This is a genomic window from Bacillus sp. SB49, assembly GCF_000469135.2.
Taxonomy (GTDB): domain Bacteria; phylum Bacillota; class Bacilli; order Bacillales; family Halobacillaceae; genus Halobacillus.
On sequence record NZ_CP048117.1, the window covers coordinates 1,646,697 to 1,663,963 of the forward strand.

The window sequence follows — 17,267 nt, forward strand, 5'->3', positions numbered from 1 at the left end:
TAATGAACGAATACATACTACTAATTACTATGGCAATTTCATTCGCTATCACCGTCGTGATTTCGCCGATGATCATACCATTTTTAAGACGATTAAAATTCGGGCAGGCCATTAGAGACGAGGGGCCTGAATCCCACCAGAAGAAATCAGGAACACCGACGATGGGTGGAGTCATGATCATCGTTGCCGTTCTTGCAACAACGCTGATTGCAAGTGCAGTCTTCCATCCGGATTCCAATGGAGCGGAATTGTTCATCCTGCTATTTGTCCTTGTGGGGTACGGACTGCTCGGGTTCCTGGATGACTATATTAAAGTCGCTCTCAAGCGCAATCTCGGCCTTACTTCCAAGCAGAAGATGCTCGGCCAGATCATTATTGCTCTGGTCGTTTATTTCATTTTACGCAACTCCGGATTCCCTACCTATATCAGCATTCCTGGAACTTCCGTGGAATTTGATCTCGGCTGGGGTTACGCCATCTTAATTCTGTTCATGCTTGTCGGTGCCTCCAACGCCGTTAACTTAACGGATGGACTGGACGGATTGCTTGCGGGTACAGCAGCCATCGCTTTTGGAGCATTCGCCATCCTTGCCTGGACAGGAGATATGAATGTCGAAGTCACGCTCTTTTCTTTGGCGGTCGTAGGAGCCCTGCTTGGATTCCTGGTGTTTAATGCCCATCCGGCTAAAGTATTCATGGGAGATACCGGCTCGCTTGCCTTAGGTGGAGCCATCGCAATCATTGCCATTCTTACGAAAATGGAATTAATCCTTGTTATTATCGGTGGCGTATTCGTTTTAGAAACGTTGTCCGTTATTATTCAGGTCATCTCTTTCAAAACGACCGGCAAACGGGTCTTCCGCATGAGTCCGCTGCACCATCACTATGAACTGAAGGGATGGTCTGAATGGCGTGTAGTAACGACATTCTGGACAGTGGGGCTTTTATTTGCTGTTATTGGTATTTATATTGAGGTGATGTTCCGATGAAGACGTTGAAGCAATTTTCCTATACGCATGTATTAGTTTTAGGTTTAGCAAAGAGTGGAACAGCTGCGGCCCGCTTGTTGTTGGACAGCGGTGTGCAGGTACGGGTTAACGATTTGAAGGCAGATCCGGAGAGTACGGAAGTCCGTGCATTAATTGAAGCAGGAGCAGAAGTGATTACTGGAGGGCATCCGCTGTCCGTTCTGGATGGTGTTGATTACCTGATCAAGAATCCGGGAATCCCTTATGAAAATCCGATTGTTTCAGAAGCGGTGGAGAGAGGGATGCCGGTTGTAACAGAAGTGGAGCTCGCCGGATTGCTGCACGAAGGACCGCTCGTAGCAGTCACAGGATCCAACGGGAAGACGACGACTACGACGCTGATTCATGAAATGATTAAAGCAGACGAGCAGAAGGTCGCCCTAGCCGGCAACATCGGACACGTATCCTGTGAAGTAGCGCGTTCCACAGAAGCCGATGAAACGATGGTGACCGAACTTTCTTCTTTCCAGCTGCTTGGAACAGAAGAATTCCGTCCGGATATCGCTGTCTGGCTTAATTTGTATGAAGCGCATCTCGATTACCACCATACGCTTCACAATTATCATGAAGCGAAAGCGAGGATCACCAGGAATCAGACGGAAGCGGATACCCTCGTTTACAATGCCGATGATGAAAGGATTCAGGCCTTCCTTTCACAGACGAAAGCGAAGCTCGTGCCGTTTTCACTGAAAGAAAAAGGGAAGGGAGCCTGGGTGGATGACACGCATCTGTACTTTGAAGAAGAAGCGGTCATAGAGCTTTCGGAAATCGTGCTTGTCGGGGAGCAGAACCTGCAGAATATATTAGCCGCTGTCGCCTGCGTGAAGGTTAACGGTATTCGGAACCAGGCCATCATCGAAGTTCTCCGTACATTCGCAGGCGTCCCGCATCGGTTGCAGTTCGTCACAAAGAAAGAGAACCGATTGTTTTATAATGATTCGAAGGCGACCAATATCCTTGCGACTTCCTATGCGTTGAAGTCCTTCCAACAACCAGTCATCCTTCTCGCCGGAGGGCTGGACCGCGGGAACAGCTTCGACTCACTTCTGCCTTACCTCGGGGGAGTGAAGGCGATGATCGTGTTCGGCGAGACGGCAGAGCTGCTCATGAAGACGGCTGAAGATGCCGGGATTGAATCGGTTGGGAAGGTAGATACGATGGAAGAAGCCGTCCATGAAGCTTACCGGCAGTCCGAAGCAGAAGATGTAATTTTGCTGTCTCCAGCATGTGCCAGCTGGGATCAGTACCGCACATTCGAAGAAAGAGGCGACATGTTTATAGAAGCGGTGCATAAGCTCTAATAAGGGCTTATGCGACAAGCTTTAGCCCTGTTTTCCACTAAGATGGGAGGTAGGGCTTTTTTGTATGGAAGAACAAAAGAAGCCGGATTTATGGCTGATAGTCTCGATCCTCGGTATATTGACGATTGGTATCATCATGGTGTACAGCTCTTCGAGTATATGGTCGGAATATAAGTTTGACGACCCCTGGTTCTTTGCGAAGCGGCAGATTCTTTTTGCGGCAGCCGGCCTCATAGCCATGACAGTACTGTCGCGGATTCCTTATTATGTCTGGCACAGACACGCGAAAGTTATCCTGGTCATCTGTCTCATATTCCTTATCGCCGTCCTTATTCCCGGAGTAGGGATGGTGCGCGGCGGCGCCCGGAGCTGGATTGGTGTCGGGATGTTCAGTATCCAGCCCTCCGAATTCATGAAGCTCGGTTTGATCTTATTCCTGGCCCGTTTTTTATCCGAGCGTCAGAAGAAGATGGCCTCCTTTCAAGAAGGCTTTCTTCCGAGTCTTGCCCTCATTCTCGTTCCGTTTGCTTTGATCATGCTCCAGCCGGATCTAGGGACAGGTGTCGTCATGGTCGGGACATGCCTTGTTATGCTGTTCACAGCTGGTGCAAGAGTCAGCCACTTCATGTGGATTGCCGCGGCCGGTGCGGCTGGCATGATCGGGTTGATTGCTTCTGCCCCTTATCGGATTAAACGGATCACCGCGTTTCTTCATCCTTGGGAAGACCCGCTTGGTGCTGGGTTTCAAATCATTCAATCATTGTATGCCATTGGACCGGGCGGACTTCTCGGCTTAGGGCTTGGTAACAGTATGCAGAAATTTTTCTATCTGCCGGAGCCTCAGACGGATTTCATTTTTGCTGTGCTTGCAGAAGAGCTTGGTTTTCTCGGTGGACTGCTTGTTCTCAGCCTGTTCTTCATTCTGCTGTGGAGGGGGATTCGGACAAGCTTATATGCACCGGATCTGTTCGGATCGCTGCTTGCTCTTGGTATCGTTGGAATGATAGCCATACAGGTCATGATCAATGTGAGTGTAGTAACCGGCCTGATTCCCGTTACCGGCATCACCCTCCCTCTGGTAAGCTATGGAGGTTCGTCCCTTACGCTGACCCTTGCAGCTCTCGGCCTGCTGCTCAGTGTAAGCCGCTACTCGGCAAAATAACCTGATCTTTGTAAAGCAACAGGTGAAATTCCAAATAGGATTCTCCTTGAGTGTTCCCGACCCCTAGCACTGCCTGATGGCAGTGCTTTTTCATTTTTGTACAGGTAACAGCATCCCGTTGCTCCGCTCCCCGGTCATTTACGGAACGAAAGCCCTGTGTACCAAGGTCTACGTCCATTCATGAATTCACGGATAAACGGCACTTCCATCCCGGCTGTCGGATAGGAGAGCCTCGGATCATAACTTTCCGACCGTTTCGAACGAACCAAAAAACAAGCCGTAATAGAGCCATATTTTTCTTCTGTAAACTATAATTAGGTTTTAATGTAAGCTTTTTTACATAATCCTTTAATTTTTCGTTTAGAGTTTTTTGTATATGGGTAAACCATTTTAGCGAATGGACGCCGGATCTCCCGATTCGGCTGTTTTTTTGTATGAAATTTGCTAGCAAACTAGTAAAACTCTCTCAATCTCGTGCACCGTTTTTGTGATATAATGGCAATGGATAGGTGTATTGAACATCGACACATATCAAGGAATATCATTCTTTCCGACAGCTAGATAGAGCATCGAAAGGGTGTCTGGGAGTAAGGAGAAATGCCCGTTATGGAAGAGAGAAAAGTGGTTTCCATAGAAGATCGCATACCAAAACTGAAGCAGACGAGGCGAAAGAAAGCCAATCGTCGATTGATTGTGTATTTGACTATTCTATTTTTGCTGATTGCGACGGTCATCTATCTCCAGTCGCCGCTCAGCAACGTTCGAAATATCGTCGTGGAAGGCAATGATCATGTGCCTGAAGAGAAGATTATGGAGCTTGCGAAGCTGAGTACAAACACGAATTACTGGAAAGTGAACGACAAAGAAGCAGAGAAGAATATTGAAAGTCATAAACAAGTCACGTCGGCGACGGTGGACCGCCGTTTCCCGAATACTGTCCATATTGACGTGACAGAGGCAGAGCGTATCGGATATGTTCAGCAGGATGGAAAGTATTACGCGATTTTGGAAAATGGGACGAGGCTGGACGGTTCCGACGCTTATCCTGGTGGGGATGCACCGATTCTGGCCGGATTCACAAAAGAAACGTATTTGAAAGAGATGTCCCAGGAATTGAAGGAGCTTCCGTCCAGTGTGTCCAGTCTGATTTCCGAAATACACTGGGAACCGGAGGAAGGGAATCCTTACCAGATCCGTCTTTACATGAATGACGGTTTCCAGGTTCAGGCTTCCATCCGTAATTTCTCTGATAAGATGCCTGCTTATCCTTCCATCGTTTCTCAATTGGAGGACGGCGCAGAAGGTGTCATACATATCGGAGTCGGCGCCTATTTCGAGGAATTCTCATCCTCTGACAAAGAGGAAGGCCCGGAGGAGGAAGAGACACAGACAGGAGAGACAGCACCTGAAGAGCCTGCGATTCCGGATGAAGTCGCTCCTGAACCGGAGGAAGCAGATGGCGGGGAAGGTGAGTCTGAAAGCGCTCCGGGGTCGGAACAATCTGACCAAGCTTCCACGATACAATAAGTTCTTCCGAAGAGAGTAGGGGAGGGGTTGAACCCGCGTCGCTGCGGTGTTTTCATTCCCCGCCCTTCAAGTCCATACCGCGTATATCTGTCCTTAACATCACGGCTGTGTGGACGGGGGGCATTCCTTCTCGGCGGACGTTCTGCTGCACAGGCTGCTTTTGTCCAGAAATTACTAATGAAAAGATGAAAAAAATCAGCGTATTTAAAAGGAAATTAACGAAAGTCTGTGGAAAACAACTATATAGTACCAGTTTGCCACTAGGATAAAGGAAATGCATAAACCATTCGAATATATCAATTCATTTACGTTTATATTGCAGCGATTGTTTTTTGAACGTGAATTCGATATGCTTTGAACTACTTATATGGCTTGTTACAGGAGGTGCGTCACTGGTGAATCAGAATGAAATTTTAGTTAGTTTAGATATAGGTACAAGTCGGATTAAAGTGATAATTGGAGAAGTGATGAACGACAGCCTCAATATTATCGGGGTTGGCACAGCAAAATCGAACGGAATGAAGAAAGGCGCTATCGTGGATATCGACCAAACGGTCCATTCGATTCGTTCTGCCGTAGAGCAGGCGGAGCGGATGGTGGACATGAAGATCGACCGCGTCGTCGTCGGGGTAAACGGTAATCATATACAACTGCAGTCCTGTCATGGCGTAGTAGCCGTTTCAAGCGAAACTCGTGAAATCGGTAACGAAGATATCGCCCGTGTGATCGATGCTGCACAAGTCGTCTCTATTCCGCCGGAAAGGGAGATCATAGATGTCATACCACGACAGTTTATCGTGGATGGACAGGATGAAATTACAGACCCAAGAGGGATGATCGGTGTTCGTTTGGAAATGGAAGGAATGATCATTACCTGCGCGAAAACCGTTTTACATAATACATTGAAATGTGTGGAACGAGCAGGACTGGAAGTGTTGGATGTTTGTCTGCAGCCGCTCGCTTCCGGCACTGTCTCCTTATCCGGGGATGAAACAAACCTCGGTGTCGCTCTGATCGATGTTGGAGGCGGTTCTACTACAGTTTCCGTATTTGAAGAAGGGCATTTGAAGGGCACGGGCATGATCCCGTTCGGCGGAGATAATGTAACGAAGGATTTATCCATCGGCCTGCGTACTTCTACAGAAGAAGCGGAACAGGTTAAAATGAACCACGGTCACGCCTTTTTCGACGATGCTAATGAAGAAGAAAACTTTTCTGTCACAATAATTGGAAGTAATCGTCAACAAGCATTCAATCAACTGCAAATCTCTGATATGATTGAAGCTAGAATGGAAGAAATTTTCGTGTTCGCTGCGCAGGAGATTCAGAAGATGGGTGTGCGTGAGCTGCCCGGCGGTTTCGTGCTGACGGGTGGAACGATGAATATGCCCGGTGTGCTTGAACTGGCCCAGGACGTGTTCCATGCCAATGTAAGGCTTGCCATCCCGGATTATATAGGTGTTCGAGAACCGCAGTTCACCAGCGGCGTAGGCATCTTGCAATTCGCCTATCGTAATGCGAAAATACAAGGGAAAGAGATTTTCCCTTCCGTATCGGAAGACTTCCATGAAGAATCGCAGCAGCCGAAGAAACAGAAGCGATCAACGGCTAAACAACAGCAGAAAGAAGAAACAAAGAAACCAGAGAAGAAAAAAGAGTCAGGCTTCAGCAATCTATTGAAGTATTTCTTTGATTAACCCACAAGTTTGAGTCGGTCGATGGACAGACGAACCAATAAATCTTGTAATCTCGTGTATTAGGAGGAACGGAAGATGTTAGATTTTGATACAAGCATGGACCAACTGGCAACCATTAAAGTAATCGGGGTAGGCGGCGGCGGTAGCAACGCCGTCAACCGTATGATCGAGCACGGTGTCCAAGGTGTCGAATTCATTGCGGTGAATACGGACGCCCAGGCACTGAACTTATCTAAAGCAGAAGTCAAAATGCAGATCGGCGGTAAATTAACGCGTGGTCTTGGTGCGGGTGCGAACCCGGAAGTAGGCCGTAAAGCAGCAGAAGAAAGCAAAGAGCAGCTCGAGGAAGCCCTTCAAGGAGCAGACATGGTGTTCGTTACTGCCGGAATGGGTGGAGGTACCGGAACAGGTGCTGCACCGGTTATCGCCCAGGTGGCTAAAGAACTTGGTGCTTTGACTGTAGGTGTCGTGACACGTCCGTTCACATTTGAAGGACGTAAGCGTTCTACACAAGCTACAGGCGGAATTGAAGGATTGAAAGGCGCAGTCGATACACTGATCGTCATTCCTAACGACCGCCTTCTTGAAATCGTTGATAAAAATACTCCGATGCTTGAAGCGTTCCGCGAAGCGGATAACGTCCTTCGTCAAGGTGTCCAAGGTATTTCCGATCTGATTGCCGTTCCTGGATTAATTAACGTCGACTTTGCAGACGTGAAGACCATCATGGTCGATAAAGGATCTGCATTGATGGGAATCGGTATAGCAACAGGAGAAAGCAGAGCAGCGGAAGCAGCGAAGAAAGCGATCTCCTCCCCGTTGCTTGAAACATCGATTGATGGCGCACACGGTGTCCTTATGAACATCAGTGGAGGCGCTAACTTAAGCCTCTATGAGGTACAGGAAGCGGCAGATATCGTAACATCCGCAGCAGATCAGGAAGTAAACGTCATCTTCGGTTCCGTTATCAATGAGAACTTGAAAGATGAAATCGTTGTGACCGTGATCGCTACTGGATTTGACGAGTCCCAACTTGCACAGGGACAGCAGAAGAAACGCCCTCAGGCAAACCCGGCAAGCCAGCCTAAACAGGTGGAGCAGCAGCCGGAGCGACAGAGCGTTCGTGAAGAACAGCCACGTCGTCATACACCACAGCCCCAGCAGAAACCGAATCAGGAAGAAGACACGCTGGATATTCCGACATTCTTGCGTAACCGCAACCGCCGTCGATAAACCAGTTTTCGAAAAACCGCCTTTTCAGGCGGTTTTTTTTGTTCTGAAAACTCGATTTCAAGGGAACTTTCCTATTCTACGGATTCATCCAGCCAAGTTTATGAAATAATATTCATTTTACGAAAAGCCGTCTGTTTTCCGCGTTTTATGCGTTCCTAAGGCTTTATTCCCTTAACCTTCTCCCTTAATACATTTGCTTTCTCTTTTATTTTCCTTCGTCGACTCTTTCGTATTAGAAGCATCAGGAGTATGATTTCACCCTTCTACAAAACTTGCTAAATACAGGTTCAGATTCTGACAGACTTTTCATAAGGACGGCCTTATACTTTTTTAGTAACAGCAGACAGAGAAGGAGGGGAGAGGGAATCATATACCTAGATGCTGTTTGGTTGCTCAATTTATTGATGGACGGGATGATTCTTTCGCTTACACAGGGGGTAACGCGGTCAAAGTCATCCAGGCTACGGATGGTAACAGGCGCCTTTGTTGCATCGACCATCGTCCCTATCACGATCTACATGCCGGATTCGTGGATGGTCAGCAGTATGGGTAAACTTGTTTTTTCTCTGCTTATCATTTGGGTAACCTTTACATTCACCTCTCTCCGCGCATTTTTCGTCCAGTGGATCAGTTTTTATTTCATTACGTTTGCGATCGGTGGAAGCATGATGGGGGTACACTATTTCTTGGCTTCAGAAGTGAATGTGCTGCACGGAGCGGTCGTGACGTTTCGCGGTGGTTACGGTGACCCGGTCAGTTGGCTGTTTGTCGTCCTGGGATTTCCGGTCTCTTATTTTTTTACAAAATGGCGTTTGAACCAAGTCAGTGTCCACCGGATGAAGCTCGAAGATATTTACGACGTGACGGTGGAGTGGCAGGGGCGGCAGGCAGTTTGTAAAGGGCTCGTCGACAGTGGAAATCAGCTCACCGATCCGCTCAGCGGAAAAATTGTATTTTTAGCAGATCAGCACCTGTGGGGGCAGTTTTTTTCAAAAGAAGAATTGGATCGTTTGGATGTGGACAAGGTGACGGTTACGATGGAGGACTTGGCGGAAGAGACACAGGCTGCGATCCGGCTCGTTCCATTCAGGGCAGCCGGGTCTCAAAGCGGCCTGCTGTTGACACTGGTTGTCGAGCGGATCATTGTCCATACGGATGCGGGGGATTTAGAAATGAAGCATCCGCTGCTCGGCGTCCAGCAGAAGGATTTGACCCATGATCGTCTTTATCACATGCTTATTCACCCGCACATGATGGTAAAAGGTAAATCTGCATGATCCAGGAGGGGGATTCGATGTTCAAATGGTTCTTTAAGGCGAGGCTGTGGTACTACCGTCTGCTTATGAAGCTTGGTATCAAGCAGGATGAAATTTACTATATCGGAGGAAGCGAAGCGCTGCCTCCGCCACTGTCGAGAGAAGAAGAGAAAGAACTGCTCGAGCTGCTTCCAAAAGGAGACAAAGCGGCAAGGGCGATGTTGATCGAAAGGAACTTGAGGCTCGTCGTTTACATTGCCAGAAAGTTTGAAAACACAGGATTGAACATAGAAGATTTAATCAGTATCGGGACGATCGGGCTCATCAAAGCCGTCAATACGTTCGATCCCGAGAAAAAAATCAAGCTTGCCACCTATGCTTCCCGCTGTATAGAAAATGAGATTCTTATGCACTTGAGGAAGAGCAATAAATTAAAAACAGAGGTATCTTTCGATGAGCCGTTGAACGTCGATTGGGATGGCAATGAGCTGCTGCTGTCGGATATCCTCGGTACGGAAGAGGACATCATTACAAAAGGGATCGAGAAGAAAATCGATAAGAAATTGTTGAAATCGGCATTGGAGCAGTTGAACGACCGGGAAAAACAAATTATGGAGCTCAGGTTCGGTCTTATCGGTAAGAAGGAAAAGACGCAGAAGGACGTAGCGGACATGATGGGCATTTCCCAGTCCTATATATCAAGGCTCGAAAAGAAAATCATCCGCAGGCTTCAGAGAGAATTCGATAAAATGGTATAAGGGCATCGTGCATAAATTTTCCTCCCAGGGAGATACTTAGAACTGATTACAGTCACAGCTTCTTGGGAGGGTCTTACATTGACACGACATAAAGTAGAAATATGCGGCGTAGATACATCGAAACTTCCAGTACTGAAGAACACGGAAATGAAAGACCTGTTCAAACGGCTGCAAAGCGGGGAAACCGAAGCTAGGGAACAACTGGTAAATGGAAACCTCCGTCTCGTATTGTCCGTCATCCAGCGTTTTAACAACCGTGGGGAATATGGGGACGATTTGTTTCAGGTCGGTTGTATTGGTCTAATGAAATCGATTGATAATTTTGACCTGAGTCATAATGTTAAATTCTCCACGTATGCGGTTCCGATGATCATCGGGGAGATCCGCCGATACCTTCGGGACAATAATCCGATTCGTGTATCCCGTTCCCTGCGCGATACGGCATACAAAGCACTGCAGATGCGCGAGAAGATGATTGGTGAAACGAATAAAGATCCGGCTCCTCATGAAATTGCCGAACGCATGGGTGTTCCGAAAGAAGATGTCGTTTTCGCGATGGATGCGATTCAGGATCCCGTTTCCCTCTTTGAGCCGATTTACAATGACGGTGGAGATCCTATCTTCGTGGTTGATCAATTGAAAGACGACCGCGAGAAGGATTCCGTCTGGCTTGATGAATTATCTCTCAGGGAAGGCATGAAGAAGTTGAATGACCGTGAGAAAATGATTTTGACGAAGCGGTTCTTTCAAGGGAAGACACAGATGGAGGTCGCTGATGAGATCGGCATCTCCCAGGCACAGGTTTCCCGTCTGGAAAAGGCGGCGATTAAAGAAATGAATGCTTCGATGTTTCAATGATGATCCAGCGCTCCGCCGATCCGGCGGGGCTTTTTTTATGCATGGCTCTTTTTCTATTCCTGTTTCTTTCTGCATATAGTGTAAGAGAGGAGGGGAATACATGAAAATCACGGAACTGCAGATGAAAGACGTCATTGCCATGGAAACAGGAGAGCGTCTTGGATATATAAGCGACTTGGATATTGATACACAGCGGGGCCGTCTTAAAGGGCTTGTGCTCACGTTGAAAGGGAAAGCAATGGGGTTGTTCGGGAAGGAGGAAGAGCTTGTCATACCTTGGGATCAGATCGTCAATATCGGTGCGGATGTCATTTTAGTGAAAAAGTCCGCCTACAAGGGCATCCCTACGTCCCAAAAGGCAGAATCAGAGGAATAAAACAAGAAATAAGCGGAATTATGTGTTAAAATGAAGAGAAATTGAGGTGTTGAAAATATGGAACCCTTCAAACGGAAATCAGAGAAGCAGCTGGCTTGTTTGGAAAACTTCCCGGAACTTGTAGCGGGAATTTCCACAAGAAGCGGCGGCTGCAGTCAAAATCCTTATCACACATTGAACATGGGGCTCCATGTCGAAGATGAAGCGGAAACCGTTGTGAAAAATAGACAAAGGCTTGCGGAGGAGCTTGCATTTCCTCTGGAAAGCTGGGTCATCGGCGAGCAGATACACGGGACGAAGATTCACGTCGTACAGAGGAGTGACCGCGGAAAGGGTGCGGCTTCCCATGCGACGGCTGTGGCCGGCGTAGATGGGCTGATCACGAAAGAGCGGGGCATACTTCTTGCGGCTTTCTTCGCGGATTGTGTTCCCCTTTACTTTTACGATCCGGAAACCGGATGGATCGGTATCGCTCATGCCGGGTGGAAAGGGACTGTAAAAGAAATGGCGGGGAAGATGCTTGACGCTCTTCTGGAGCAGGGATGCCGCAAAGAGGATATCCGTGTCATCATCGGACCGTCCATCGGGATGGAGCGCTACGAAGTCGATGATAAAGTAGCGGATGCTGTTCCTGACGCTCACAAAAAAGCGTGTTTGATCGAGCAGGAGGCGGGGAAATATCTTCTTGACTTGAAATCGCTTCATGCCCATATGCTGATCAAGAAAGGTATCCCGTTGGAACATCTGCATGTATCGGGATATTGTACATACGAGGAAGAGGCGGTCTTTTATTCCCATCGGCGCGACCATGGAAAAACGGGACGCATGCTCGGGTTCATCGGGCTCCCGGAATGATAAGAGAAGAAGGAGTTTTGGAATGACGGTCGAAGAAAACCTGGCAACTATCGAACAGAATATAAGACAAGCCTGTGGCAACTGCGGAAGAGCCATGGAGGAAATCACTTTGATCGCTGTTACGAAATATGTCACGATCGAGCGGGCCAGAGAAGCAGTCGCAGCAGGCGTGACCAATCTTGGTGAAAATCGTAAAGAGGGCTTGCTGGAGAAATACGATGAAATTGGCGATGATGCTTCCTGGCACTTTATCGGTTCCCTCCAGACCAGGAAAGTGAAAGATATCATTGATAAAGTTTCAGTCATCCACTCCCTGGATCGCAAATCATTAGCCAAAGAAATCGATAAACGCGCAGACAAGCCTGTTCCGTGCTTCGTCCAGGTGAACATAAGTGAAGAAGAGAGTAAACACGGCTTGCAGGCACAGGAAGTCCCTGCATTTATCGAAGCGATCAAGGAATATTCGAATGTCCGTGTCGTAGGCCTTATGACAATGGCCCCGCATACGGACGATGAAGAGAGACTGAGGGGTGTGTTCCGTCAGTTAAGAGCTTTAAGAGACAGAATTAGAGACAAAGGGTACGCCCATGCTCCATGTGAACACTTATCGATGGGGATGAGCAACGACTACGCCTTAGCTGTCGAAGAAGGTGCGACACACGTCCGGATTGGGACAAGCCTTGTCGGTGAATAAAAAAATCAGAGGTGATAACAATGAGTATGAAGAATAAATTTCGTTCTTTTTTCACATTGGATGATGAATATGAATATATCGAAGAAGAAGTAGAGGATGAGGTGGAAGAGGAGCAAACGTACAACCAGCGCTCCCAGAAGAAACAGGATACTGGTAACGTTGTATCCTTGAAGAGTGCGAAAGGCTCATCCAAAATGGTTTTGAGTGAGCCCAGCAGCTACAACGAAGCCCAGAACATCGCCGATCAACTCGTCAGCCGCCGTGCGGTCGTTATTAATCTTCAGCGCGTCGATCATATGCAGGCGAAGAGAATTGTGGATTTTTTGAGCGGCACCGTTTATGCTATAGGTGGAGATATTCAGAAACTCGGTTCACAGACGTTTCTGTGTACGCCGGATAACGTGGAGATTTCCGGATCCATTTCGGAAATGCTTTCACAGGAAGATGACGACATTAACAGAAGGTGGTAGGCCATGGCGTTTTTGTTTAATATTATTGGAACGGTCATACAACTATATAGTTGGGTTTTAATCATTTATATCCTTCTTACCTGGTTTCCTGGAGCAAGGGAATCCAGCTTCGGAGAAATATTGGGAAGACTTGCGGAACCTTTCCTGGAACCGTTCCGAAGAATTATCCCGCCGCTTGGAATGATTGACATTTCGCCGATTGTGGCGATCCTGGTCCTTCGTTTTGCCGGGCAGGGATTGAATCAACTGTATTTCATGCTTTCAGGACTTTAAAACAAGGAACAGGTCATAGAGCCCGTGCTCTTTATCTGTTCCTTTTCGTAATTATGGAGGTTGGAAGATTTGGAGATCTATCAACATTTTCGCAAAGAGGAACAACCATTCATCGACCAGGTGACGGCGATGCGGGAGGAAGTCGCCATGAAGTACCAGCGGAAGCTGACAGACTTTCTCGATCCTAGGCAGCAGATGATCGTGAAGACGATTCTCGGCAACGATCCCGACCTTATCTACGGCATGGAAGGCGGCGGTGCGTCGAATGAACGGAAACGGGCGATTCTTGCGCCGGATTATGAAATACTTGCACCGGAGGACTATCAGCTCGTTCTTTTGGAGGCGTCGTACCCGGATAAGTTCGTCACTCTGGAGCACAGGGATGTCCTCGGTGCTTTTATGTCTCTGGGCATCCGTCGCGAGAAGCTTGGTGATTTGATTGTCCGGGACGGCAAAATCCAGATCATCGCGGCGTCAGAAATCAGCGAATACATTAAAATGAACCTGACCGGCGTTAAACGCTCAAACGTCCAATTCGAAGAAAAACCGTTTTCTGCATTGCTGGAGAGCGATGAGGAATGGGCGGAAAGGGAGTCTACGGTCTCCTCACTCCGGCTTGACGTCCTCGTCAAAGAGATCTACGGTATGTCCCGTAAAAAAGCAGGTCTGTTTATTGATTCCGGTCAAGTGAAAGTGAACTACCGGGTCGTGGAAGATCCCGCCTTTTCTCTGGAAGAAGGAGACATGCTTTCCCTTAGAGGAAAAGGGAGAAGCAGGCTGCTTCAAGTGCTCGGCCAGACGAAAAAAGAGAAATACAAGGTGAAGACAGCTAAATTAAATGGAACGAATCCTTCGAAATAGCAGGATTTGGCCGTTCCATGTCGAAATGGAATACGTACATGGATTTGATATAGGAGGTGGATGGTGTGCCTTTAACACCACTGGATATTCATAATAAAGAATTTACGAAGGGTTTTCGCGGCTACGACGAAGATGAAGTAAATGAGTTCCTGGATCAGGTGATCAAGGACTACGAAATCGTCATACGTCAAAAGAAAGAGCTTGAGCGCGAGGTCACGCAGCTGAATGAGCGTCTCAGCCATTTCAATACAATTGAAACAACGCTCAACAAGTCGATCCTGGTAGCACAGGAGACGGCCGAGGAAGTAAGAAACAACGCAAATAAAGAATCGAAGCTGATTGTAAAAGAAGCAGAGAAGAATGCCGATCGTATCATCAATGAGGCTCTTGAGAAATCCCGCCGCCTTTCCATTGAAGTGGAAGAAATGAAGAAGCAGGCAAAAGTGTTCAAGACACGCTTGCGTATGCTGGTGGAAGCCCAGATTGATATGATTGAAAACGATGATTGGAACCACATCTTCCAGACGGAAATCGATGATGAAACGGATGTGGAAGAAGAAGAAAAGGCGTACAGCCCGCAGGCGTAAGGGACGTACATAAGGATAAAGCAATTCTTTCATTATAGGTTTTTAATTCAGATCAACGGATGTACCTGTGTATAGAAGATGCCGCCCTCTAATTGGACGGCATCTTTTCTATGGGCAGGTCGATTTTATGGTACAATAGCCTAGGAATATGTTTGATGGAGGACGCTTATGTATGTGTATTATTTGATTATCATTGCATTGATTGCGCTTGATCAATGGACCAAATGGCTCGTCGTGACTAAAATGAATCTCGGCGAGAGCATTACGATTATAGAAGATTTCTTCTACCTGACCTCGCACCGAAACCAGGGAGCCGCATGGGGGATTCTGCAGGGGCAGATGTGGTTCTTCTATATCATCACGGTTCTTGTGATTGCTTTTGTCGTTTATTACCTGCATCAATATGGCAGAAAAAGCCGTTTTGTCGGTGTCGCGCTAGCATTTATTCTTGCCGGTGCCGTCGGGAACTTCATTGACCGCGTGTTCCGTAAAGAAGTCGTTGATTTCGCGAACACGTACATTTTCACGTACAATTTTCCGATATTTAATATCGCCGATTCGTCCCTCGTCATAGGAGTAATCCTTATCATGATCGCTACATTCGTCGACGAGCGGAGAAAGAAAGGAAGTTTGAACTCTTGAGTGAACAGTATATCGTAACAGAGAATGATCAATCATCACGCATCGATAAACTCTTGGCAGAACTGATTGAAGACGCCTCCCGTTCCCAGATCCAGGGGTGGCTGAAAGACGGCGTCGTCAAAGTTGACGATCAGCCGGTGAAGAGCAATTATAAAGTACAGGAAGGTAATGTCATCACATGGTATATCCCGGAGCCGGAGCCGATGGATATCCTTCCGGAAGATATTCCGCTTGATGTTGTCTACGAAGATGAAGATGTGATTGTGGTCAACAAACCATCCGGTATGGTGATCCACCCGTCTGCGGGACACTATTCCGGTACACTCGTTAATGCTCTTCTGCATCATTGCGATGACTTGTCAGGCATCAACGGTGTCGAGCGCCCGGGTATCGTCCACAGGATCGATAAAGATACAAGCGGCCTGCTGATGGTAGCTAAAAATGATGTGGCACACCAATCATTGGCACGCCAGCTGTCTGAGAAATCGGTGGAGCGTAAATATGTGGCTATCGTTCATGGAGACATCACACACGAATACGGTACCATTGATGCCCCGATCGGCCGGGATACGAGGGACCGCCAGCGAATGGCCGTCGTCGATAACGGACGCGATGCGGTCACCCATTTTCGTGTGCTGCAGCACTTTGAAGACTATACGTTGGTAGAGTGCCGTCTGGAAACCGGACGTACCCACCAGATTCGTGTACACATGCGCTATATCAGCCATCCGCTTGCTGGAGATCCGAAGTACGGCCCGCGCAAAACGCTCGATTTGGACGGACAGGCTCTTCATGCCAAATTGCTTGGTTTTGAGCATCCTCGCACCGGGGAATGGAAGCAGTTCGAAGTGGAACCGCCGGAGGAATTCAAGGAAGCTCTTCGTTATTTGGAGACAAGAGAAGGATAATTGTCGAATCCCTTCTTGACAAATAAGCCGTGCTTTGACATAATCGGATATAGAAAATAACAGACCTTTAAAAGACAGTCCCGTGAGGCTGAGAAGGAAAACGGTAAGAATGCGCGATTCGTGTATTCACAAAGCCACTTTTCTGCCCTCATGCGGAAAAGTGGCTTTTTTGTTGAAGGAGAGAGCGTGCATGAAAGCGAAAGCGACGGTCCTTGATGACGCGGCCATCCGCCGTGCATTGACGAGGATTTCCCACGAGATCATCGAAAAGAACAAAGGGATAGAAGATTTGGTCCTTGTAGGAATCAAGACCCGCGGGGTGCCGATTGCCCAGCGCCTGAAACATAAGATCCAGGAGATAGAAGGGGCGGAACTTCCGGACGGGGAGCTTGATATCACGCTGTACCGGGATGACCTGACTCCGGAAACGGATGCTCCGGAACCGCAGCTGAAGGAAACGAACATCAAGGCTGATATCGACGGAAAGAAAGTGATCCTCGTCGATGACGTCCTCTATACAGGTCGGACGGTGCGTGCCGCAATGGACGCCCTCATCGACCATGGCCGACCAAGCCAAATCCAGTTGGCCGTCCTCGTGGATCGAGGACACAGGGAGCTTCCGATCCGTGCCGATTACGTCGGAAAGAACGTTCCCACTTCCCTTGAGGAAGTTATAACTGTAACTTTATCCGAAACGGATGAAGCAGATGAAGTGAGAATTTATGAAAAATGAAACAGATAATCCGGTCCTTTAAAGGAAGTCCCGTGAGGCTTCAAAGGT

At 47.8% G+C, this 17,267-nt stretch carries 19 protein-coding genes; all 19 read left to right on the forward strand.

Annotation, left to right across the window (positions count from 1 at the left end; genetic code table 11):
• Positions 1-2 precede the first annotated feature (2 nt).
• The 19 genes from mraY to pyrR all read left to right on the forward strand — a co-directional run bounded on the left by mraY (position 3) and on the right by pyrR (position 17,219).
• Positions 3-989, forward strand: coding sequence for a phospho-N-acetylmuramoyl-pentapeptide-transferase (mraY, locus tag M662_RS08695; protein WP_026577512.1), 987 nt, complete (start codon positions 3-5; stop codon positions 987-989).
• Positions 986-2,329: a UDP-N-acetylmuramoyl-L-alanine--D-glutamate ligase gene (murD, locus tag M662_RS08700; protein WP_026577511.1), complete on the forward strand. Its 1,344-nt coding sequence runs from the start codon at positions 986-988 to the stop codon at positions 2,327-2,329. Before mraY ends, murD begins: the two co-directional genes overlap by 4 nt.
• 64 nt (positions 2,330-2,393) lie before the next feature.
• Positions 2,394-3,491 (forward strand): stage V sporulation protein E, encoded by a 1,098-nt coding sequence (gene spoVE / locus M662_RS08705; RefSeq protein ID WP_008639186.1) that lies wholly within the window; start codon positions 2,394-2,396, stop codon positions 3,489-3,491.
• A gap of 606 nt (positions 3,492-4,097) precedes the next feature.
• Positions 4,098-5,018, forward strand: coding sequence for a cell division protein FtsQ/DivIB (locus tag M662_RS08710; protein ID WP_008639187.1), 921 nt, complete (start codon positions 4,098-4,100; stop codon positions 5,016-5,018).
• A 395-nt stretch (positions 5,019-5,413) separates the two neighbouring features.
• On the forward strand, positions 5,414-6,715 hold the full coding sequence (gene ftsA, locus M662_RS08715) for a cell division protein FtsA (RefSeq protein ID WP_008639188.1): 1,302 nt from the start codon (positions 5,414-5,416) through the stop codon (positions 6,713-6,715).
• 75 nt (positions 6,716-6,790) lie between these two features.
• Positions 6,791-7,948, forward strand: a complete 1,158-nt coding sequence (gene ftsZ, locus M662_RS08720; RefSeq protein WP_008639189.1) for a cell division protein FtsZ — start codon at positions 6,791-6,793, stop codon at positions 7,946-7,948.
• A 389-nt stretch (positions 7,949-8,337) separates the two neighbouring features.
• Positions 8,338-9,225, forward strand: a complete 888-nt coding sequence (spoIIGA, locus tag M662_RS08725; protein ID WP_235601461.1) for a sigma-E processing peptidase SpoIIGA — start codon at positions 8,338-8,340, stop codon at positions 9,223-9,225.
• Positions 9,226-9,242: 17 nt separating this feature from the next.
• On the forward strand, positions 9,243-9,962 hold the full coding sequence (gene sigE, locus M662_RS08730; protein WP_008639191.1) for an RNA polymerase sporulation sigma factor SigE: 720 nt from the start codon (positions 9,243-9,245) through the stop codon (positions 9,960-9,962).
• A gap of 78 nt (positions 9,963-10,040) precedes the next feature.
• Positions 10,041-10,820, forward strand: a complete 780-nt coding sequence (gene sigG / locus M662_RS08735) for an RNA polymerase sporulation sigma factor SigG (RefSeq protein ID WP_008639193.1) — start codon at positions 10,041-10,043, stop codon at positions 10,818-10,820.
• Positions 10,821-10,920: 100 nt separating this feature from the next.
• Positions 10,921-11,196, forward strand: coding sequence for a YlmC/YmxH family sporulation protein (locus M662_RS08740; RefSeq protein ID WP_008639194.1), 276 nt, complete (start codon positions 10,921-10,923; stop codon positions 11,194-11,196).
• A 57-nt stretch (positions 11,197-11,253) separates the two neighbouring features.
• Positions 11,254-12,051, forward strand: coding sequence for a peptidoglycan editing factor PgeF (gene pgeF, locus M662_RS08745; protein WP_026577510.1), 798 nt, complete (start codon positions 11,254-11,256; stop codon positions 12,049-12,051).
• 22 nt (positions 12,052-12,073) lie between these two features.
• Positions 12,074-12,745 carry a YggS family pyridoxal phosphate-dependent enzyme gene (locus M662_RS08750; RefSeq protein ID WP_026577509.1) on the forward strand — a complete coding sequence of 224 codons (672 nt, stop codon included), beginning with the start codon at positions 12,074-12,076 and terminating at the stop codon, positions 12,743-12,745.
• A gap of 20 nt (positions 12,746-12,765) precedes the next feature.
• Complete coding sequence (locus tag M662_RS08755; protein WP_026577508.1) at positions 12,766-13,215, forward strand: cell division protein SepF; 450 nt, start codon at positions 12,766-12,768, stop codon at positions 13,213-13,215.
• Between the two features lie 3 nt (positions 13,216-13,218).
• Positions 13,219-13,488 (forward strand): YggT family protein, encoded by a 270-nt coding sequence (locus M662_RS08760; RefSeq protein WP_008639198.1) that lies wholly within the window; start codon positions 13,219-13,221, stop codon positions 13,486-13,488.
• Positions 13,489-13,557: 69 nt separating this feature from the next.
• A complete protein-coding gene (locus tag M662_RS08765) occupies positions 13,558-14,349 on the forward strand; it encodes a YlmH family RNA-binding protein (protein WP_008639199.1) in 792 nt (263 codons plus the stop codon).
• A gap of 65 nt (positions 14,350-14,414) precedes the next feature.
• Positions 14,415-14,936, forward strand: a complete 522-nt coding sequence (locus M662_RS08770; protein ID WP_008639201.1) for a DivIVA domain-containing protein — start codon at positions 14,415-14,417, stop codon at positions 14,934-14,936.
• A gap of 168 nt (positions 14,937-15,104) precedes the next feature.
• The gene (gene lspA, locus M662_RS08775) at positions 15,105-15,578 is read left to right on the forward strand and encodes a signal peptidase II (RefSeq protein WP_008639203.1); all 474 of its coding nucleotides are present in this window, start codon (positions 15,105-15,107) and stop codon (positions 15,576-15,578) included.
• Positions 15,575-16,486, forward strand: a complete 912-nt coding sequence (locus tag M662_RS08780) for an RluA family pseudouridine synthase (RefSeq protein WP_026577507.1) — start codon at positions 15,575-15,577, stop codon at positions 16,484-16,486. The genes lspA and M662_RS08780 overlap by 4 nt, the downstream gene beginning before the upstream one ends.
• Positions 16,487-16,595: 109 nt before the next feature.
• Positions 16,596-17,219, forward strand: coding sequence for a bifunctional pyr operon transcriptional regulator/uracil phosphoribosyltransferase PyrR (pyrR, locus tag M662_RS08785; RefSeq protein WP_152522195.1), 624 nt, complete (start codon positions 16,596-16,598; stop codon positions 17,217-17,219).
• The last annotated feature ends 48 nt before the right edge of the window (positions 17,220-17,267 follow it).

What these genes read in the sequence shown, in the direction of transcription:
- mraY (WP_026577512.1), top strand. Translation starts at nt 3, where the DNA reads ATGAACGAATACATACTACTAATTACTATGGCAATTTCATTCGCTATC.
- murD (WP_026577511.1), top strand. Translation starts at nt 986, where the DNA reads ATGAAGACGTTGAAGCAATTTTCCTATACGCATGTATTAGTTTTAGGT.
- spoVE (WP_008639186.1), top strand. Translation starts at nt 2,394, where the DNA reads ATGGAAGAACAAAAGAAGCCGGATTTATGGCTGATAGTCTCGATCCTC.
- M662_RS08710 (WP_008639187.1), top strand. Translation starts at nt 4,098, where the DNA reads ATGGAAGAGAGAAAAGTGGTTTCCATAGAAGATCGCATACCAAAACTG.
- ftsZ (WP_008639189.1), top strand. Translation starts at nt 6,791, where the DNA reads ATGTTAGATTTTGATACAAGCATGGACCAACTGGCAACCATTAAAGTA.
- sigE (WP_008639191.1), top strand. Translation starts at nt 9,243, where the DNA reads ATGTTCAAATGGTTCTTTAAGGCGAGGCTGTGGTACTACCGTCTGCTT.
- M662_RS08740 (WP_008639194.1), top strand. Translation starts at nt 10,921, where the DNA reads ATGAAAATCACGGAACTGCAGATGAAAGACGTCATTGCCATGGAAACA.
- pgeF (WP_026577510.1), top strand. Translation starts at nt 11,254, where the DNA reads ATGGAACCCTTCAAACGGAAATCAGAGAAGCAGCTGGCTTGTTTGGAA.
- M662_RS08750 (WP_026577509.1), top strand. Translation starts at nt 12,074, where the DNA reads ATGACGGTCGAAGAAAACCTGGCAACTATCGAACAGAATATAAGACAA.
- M662_RS08755 (WP_026577508.1), top strand. Translation starts at nt 12,766, where the DNA reads ATGAGTATGAAGAATAAATTTCGTTCTTTTTTCACATTGGATGATGAA.
- M662_RS08760 (WP_008639198.1), top strand. Translation starts at nt 13,219, where the DNA reads ATGGCGTTTTTGTTTAATATTATTGGAACGGTCATACAACTATATAGT.
- lspA (WP_008639203.1), top strand. Translation starts at nt 15,105, where the DNA reads ATGTATGTGTATTATTTGATTATCATTGCATTGATTGCGCTTGATCAA.
- pyrR (WP_152522195.1), top strand. Translation starts at nt 16,596, where the DNA reads ATGCGCGATTCGTGTATTCACAAAGCCACTTTTCTGCCCTCATGCGGA.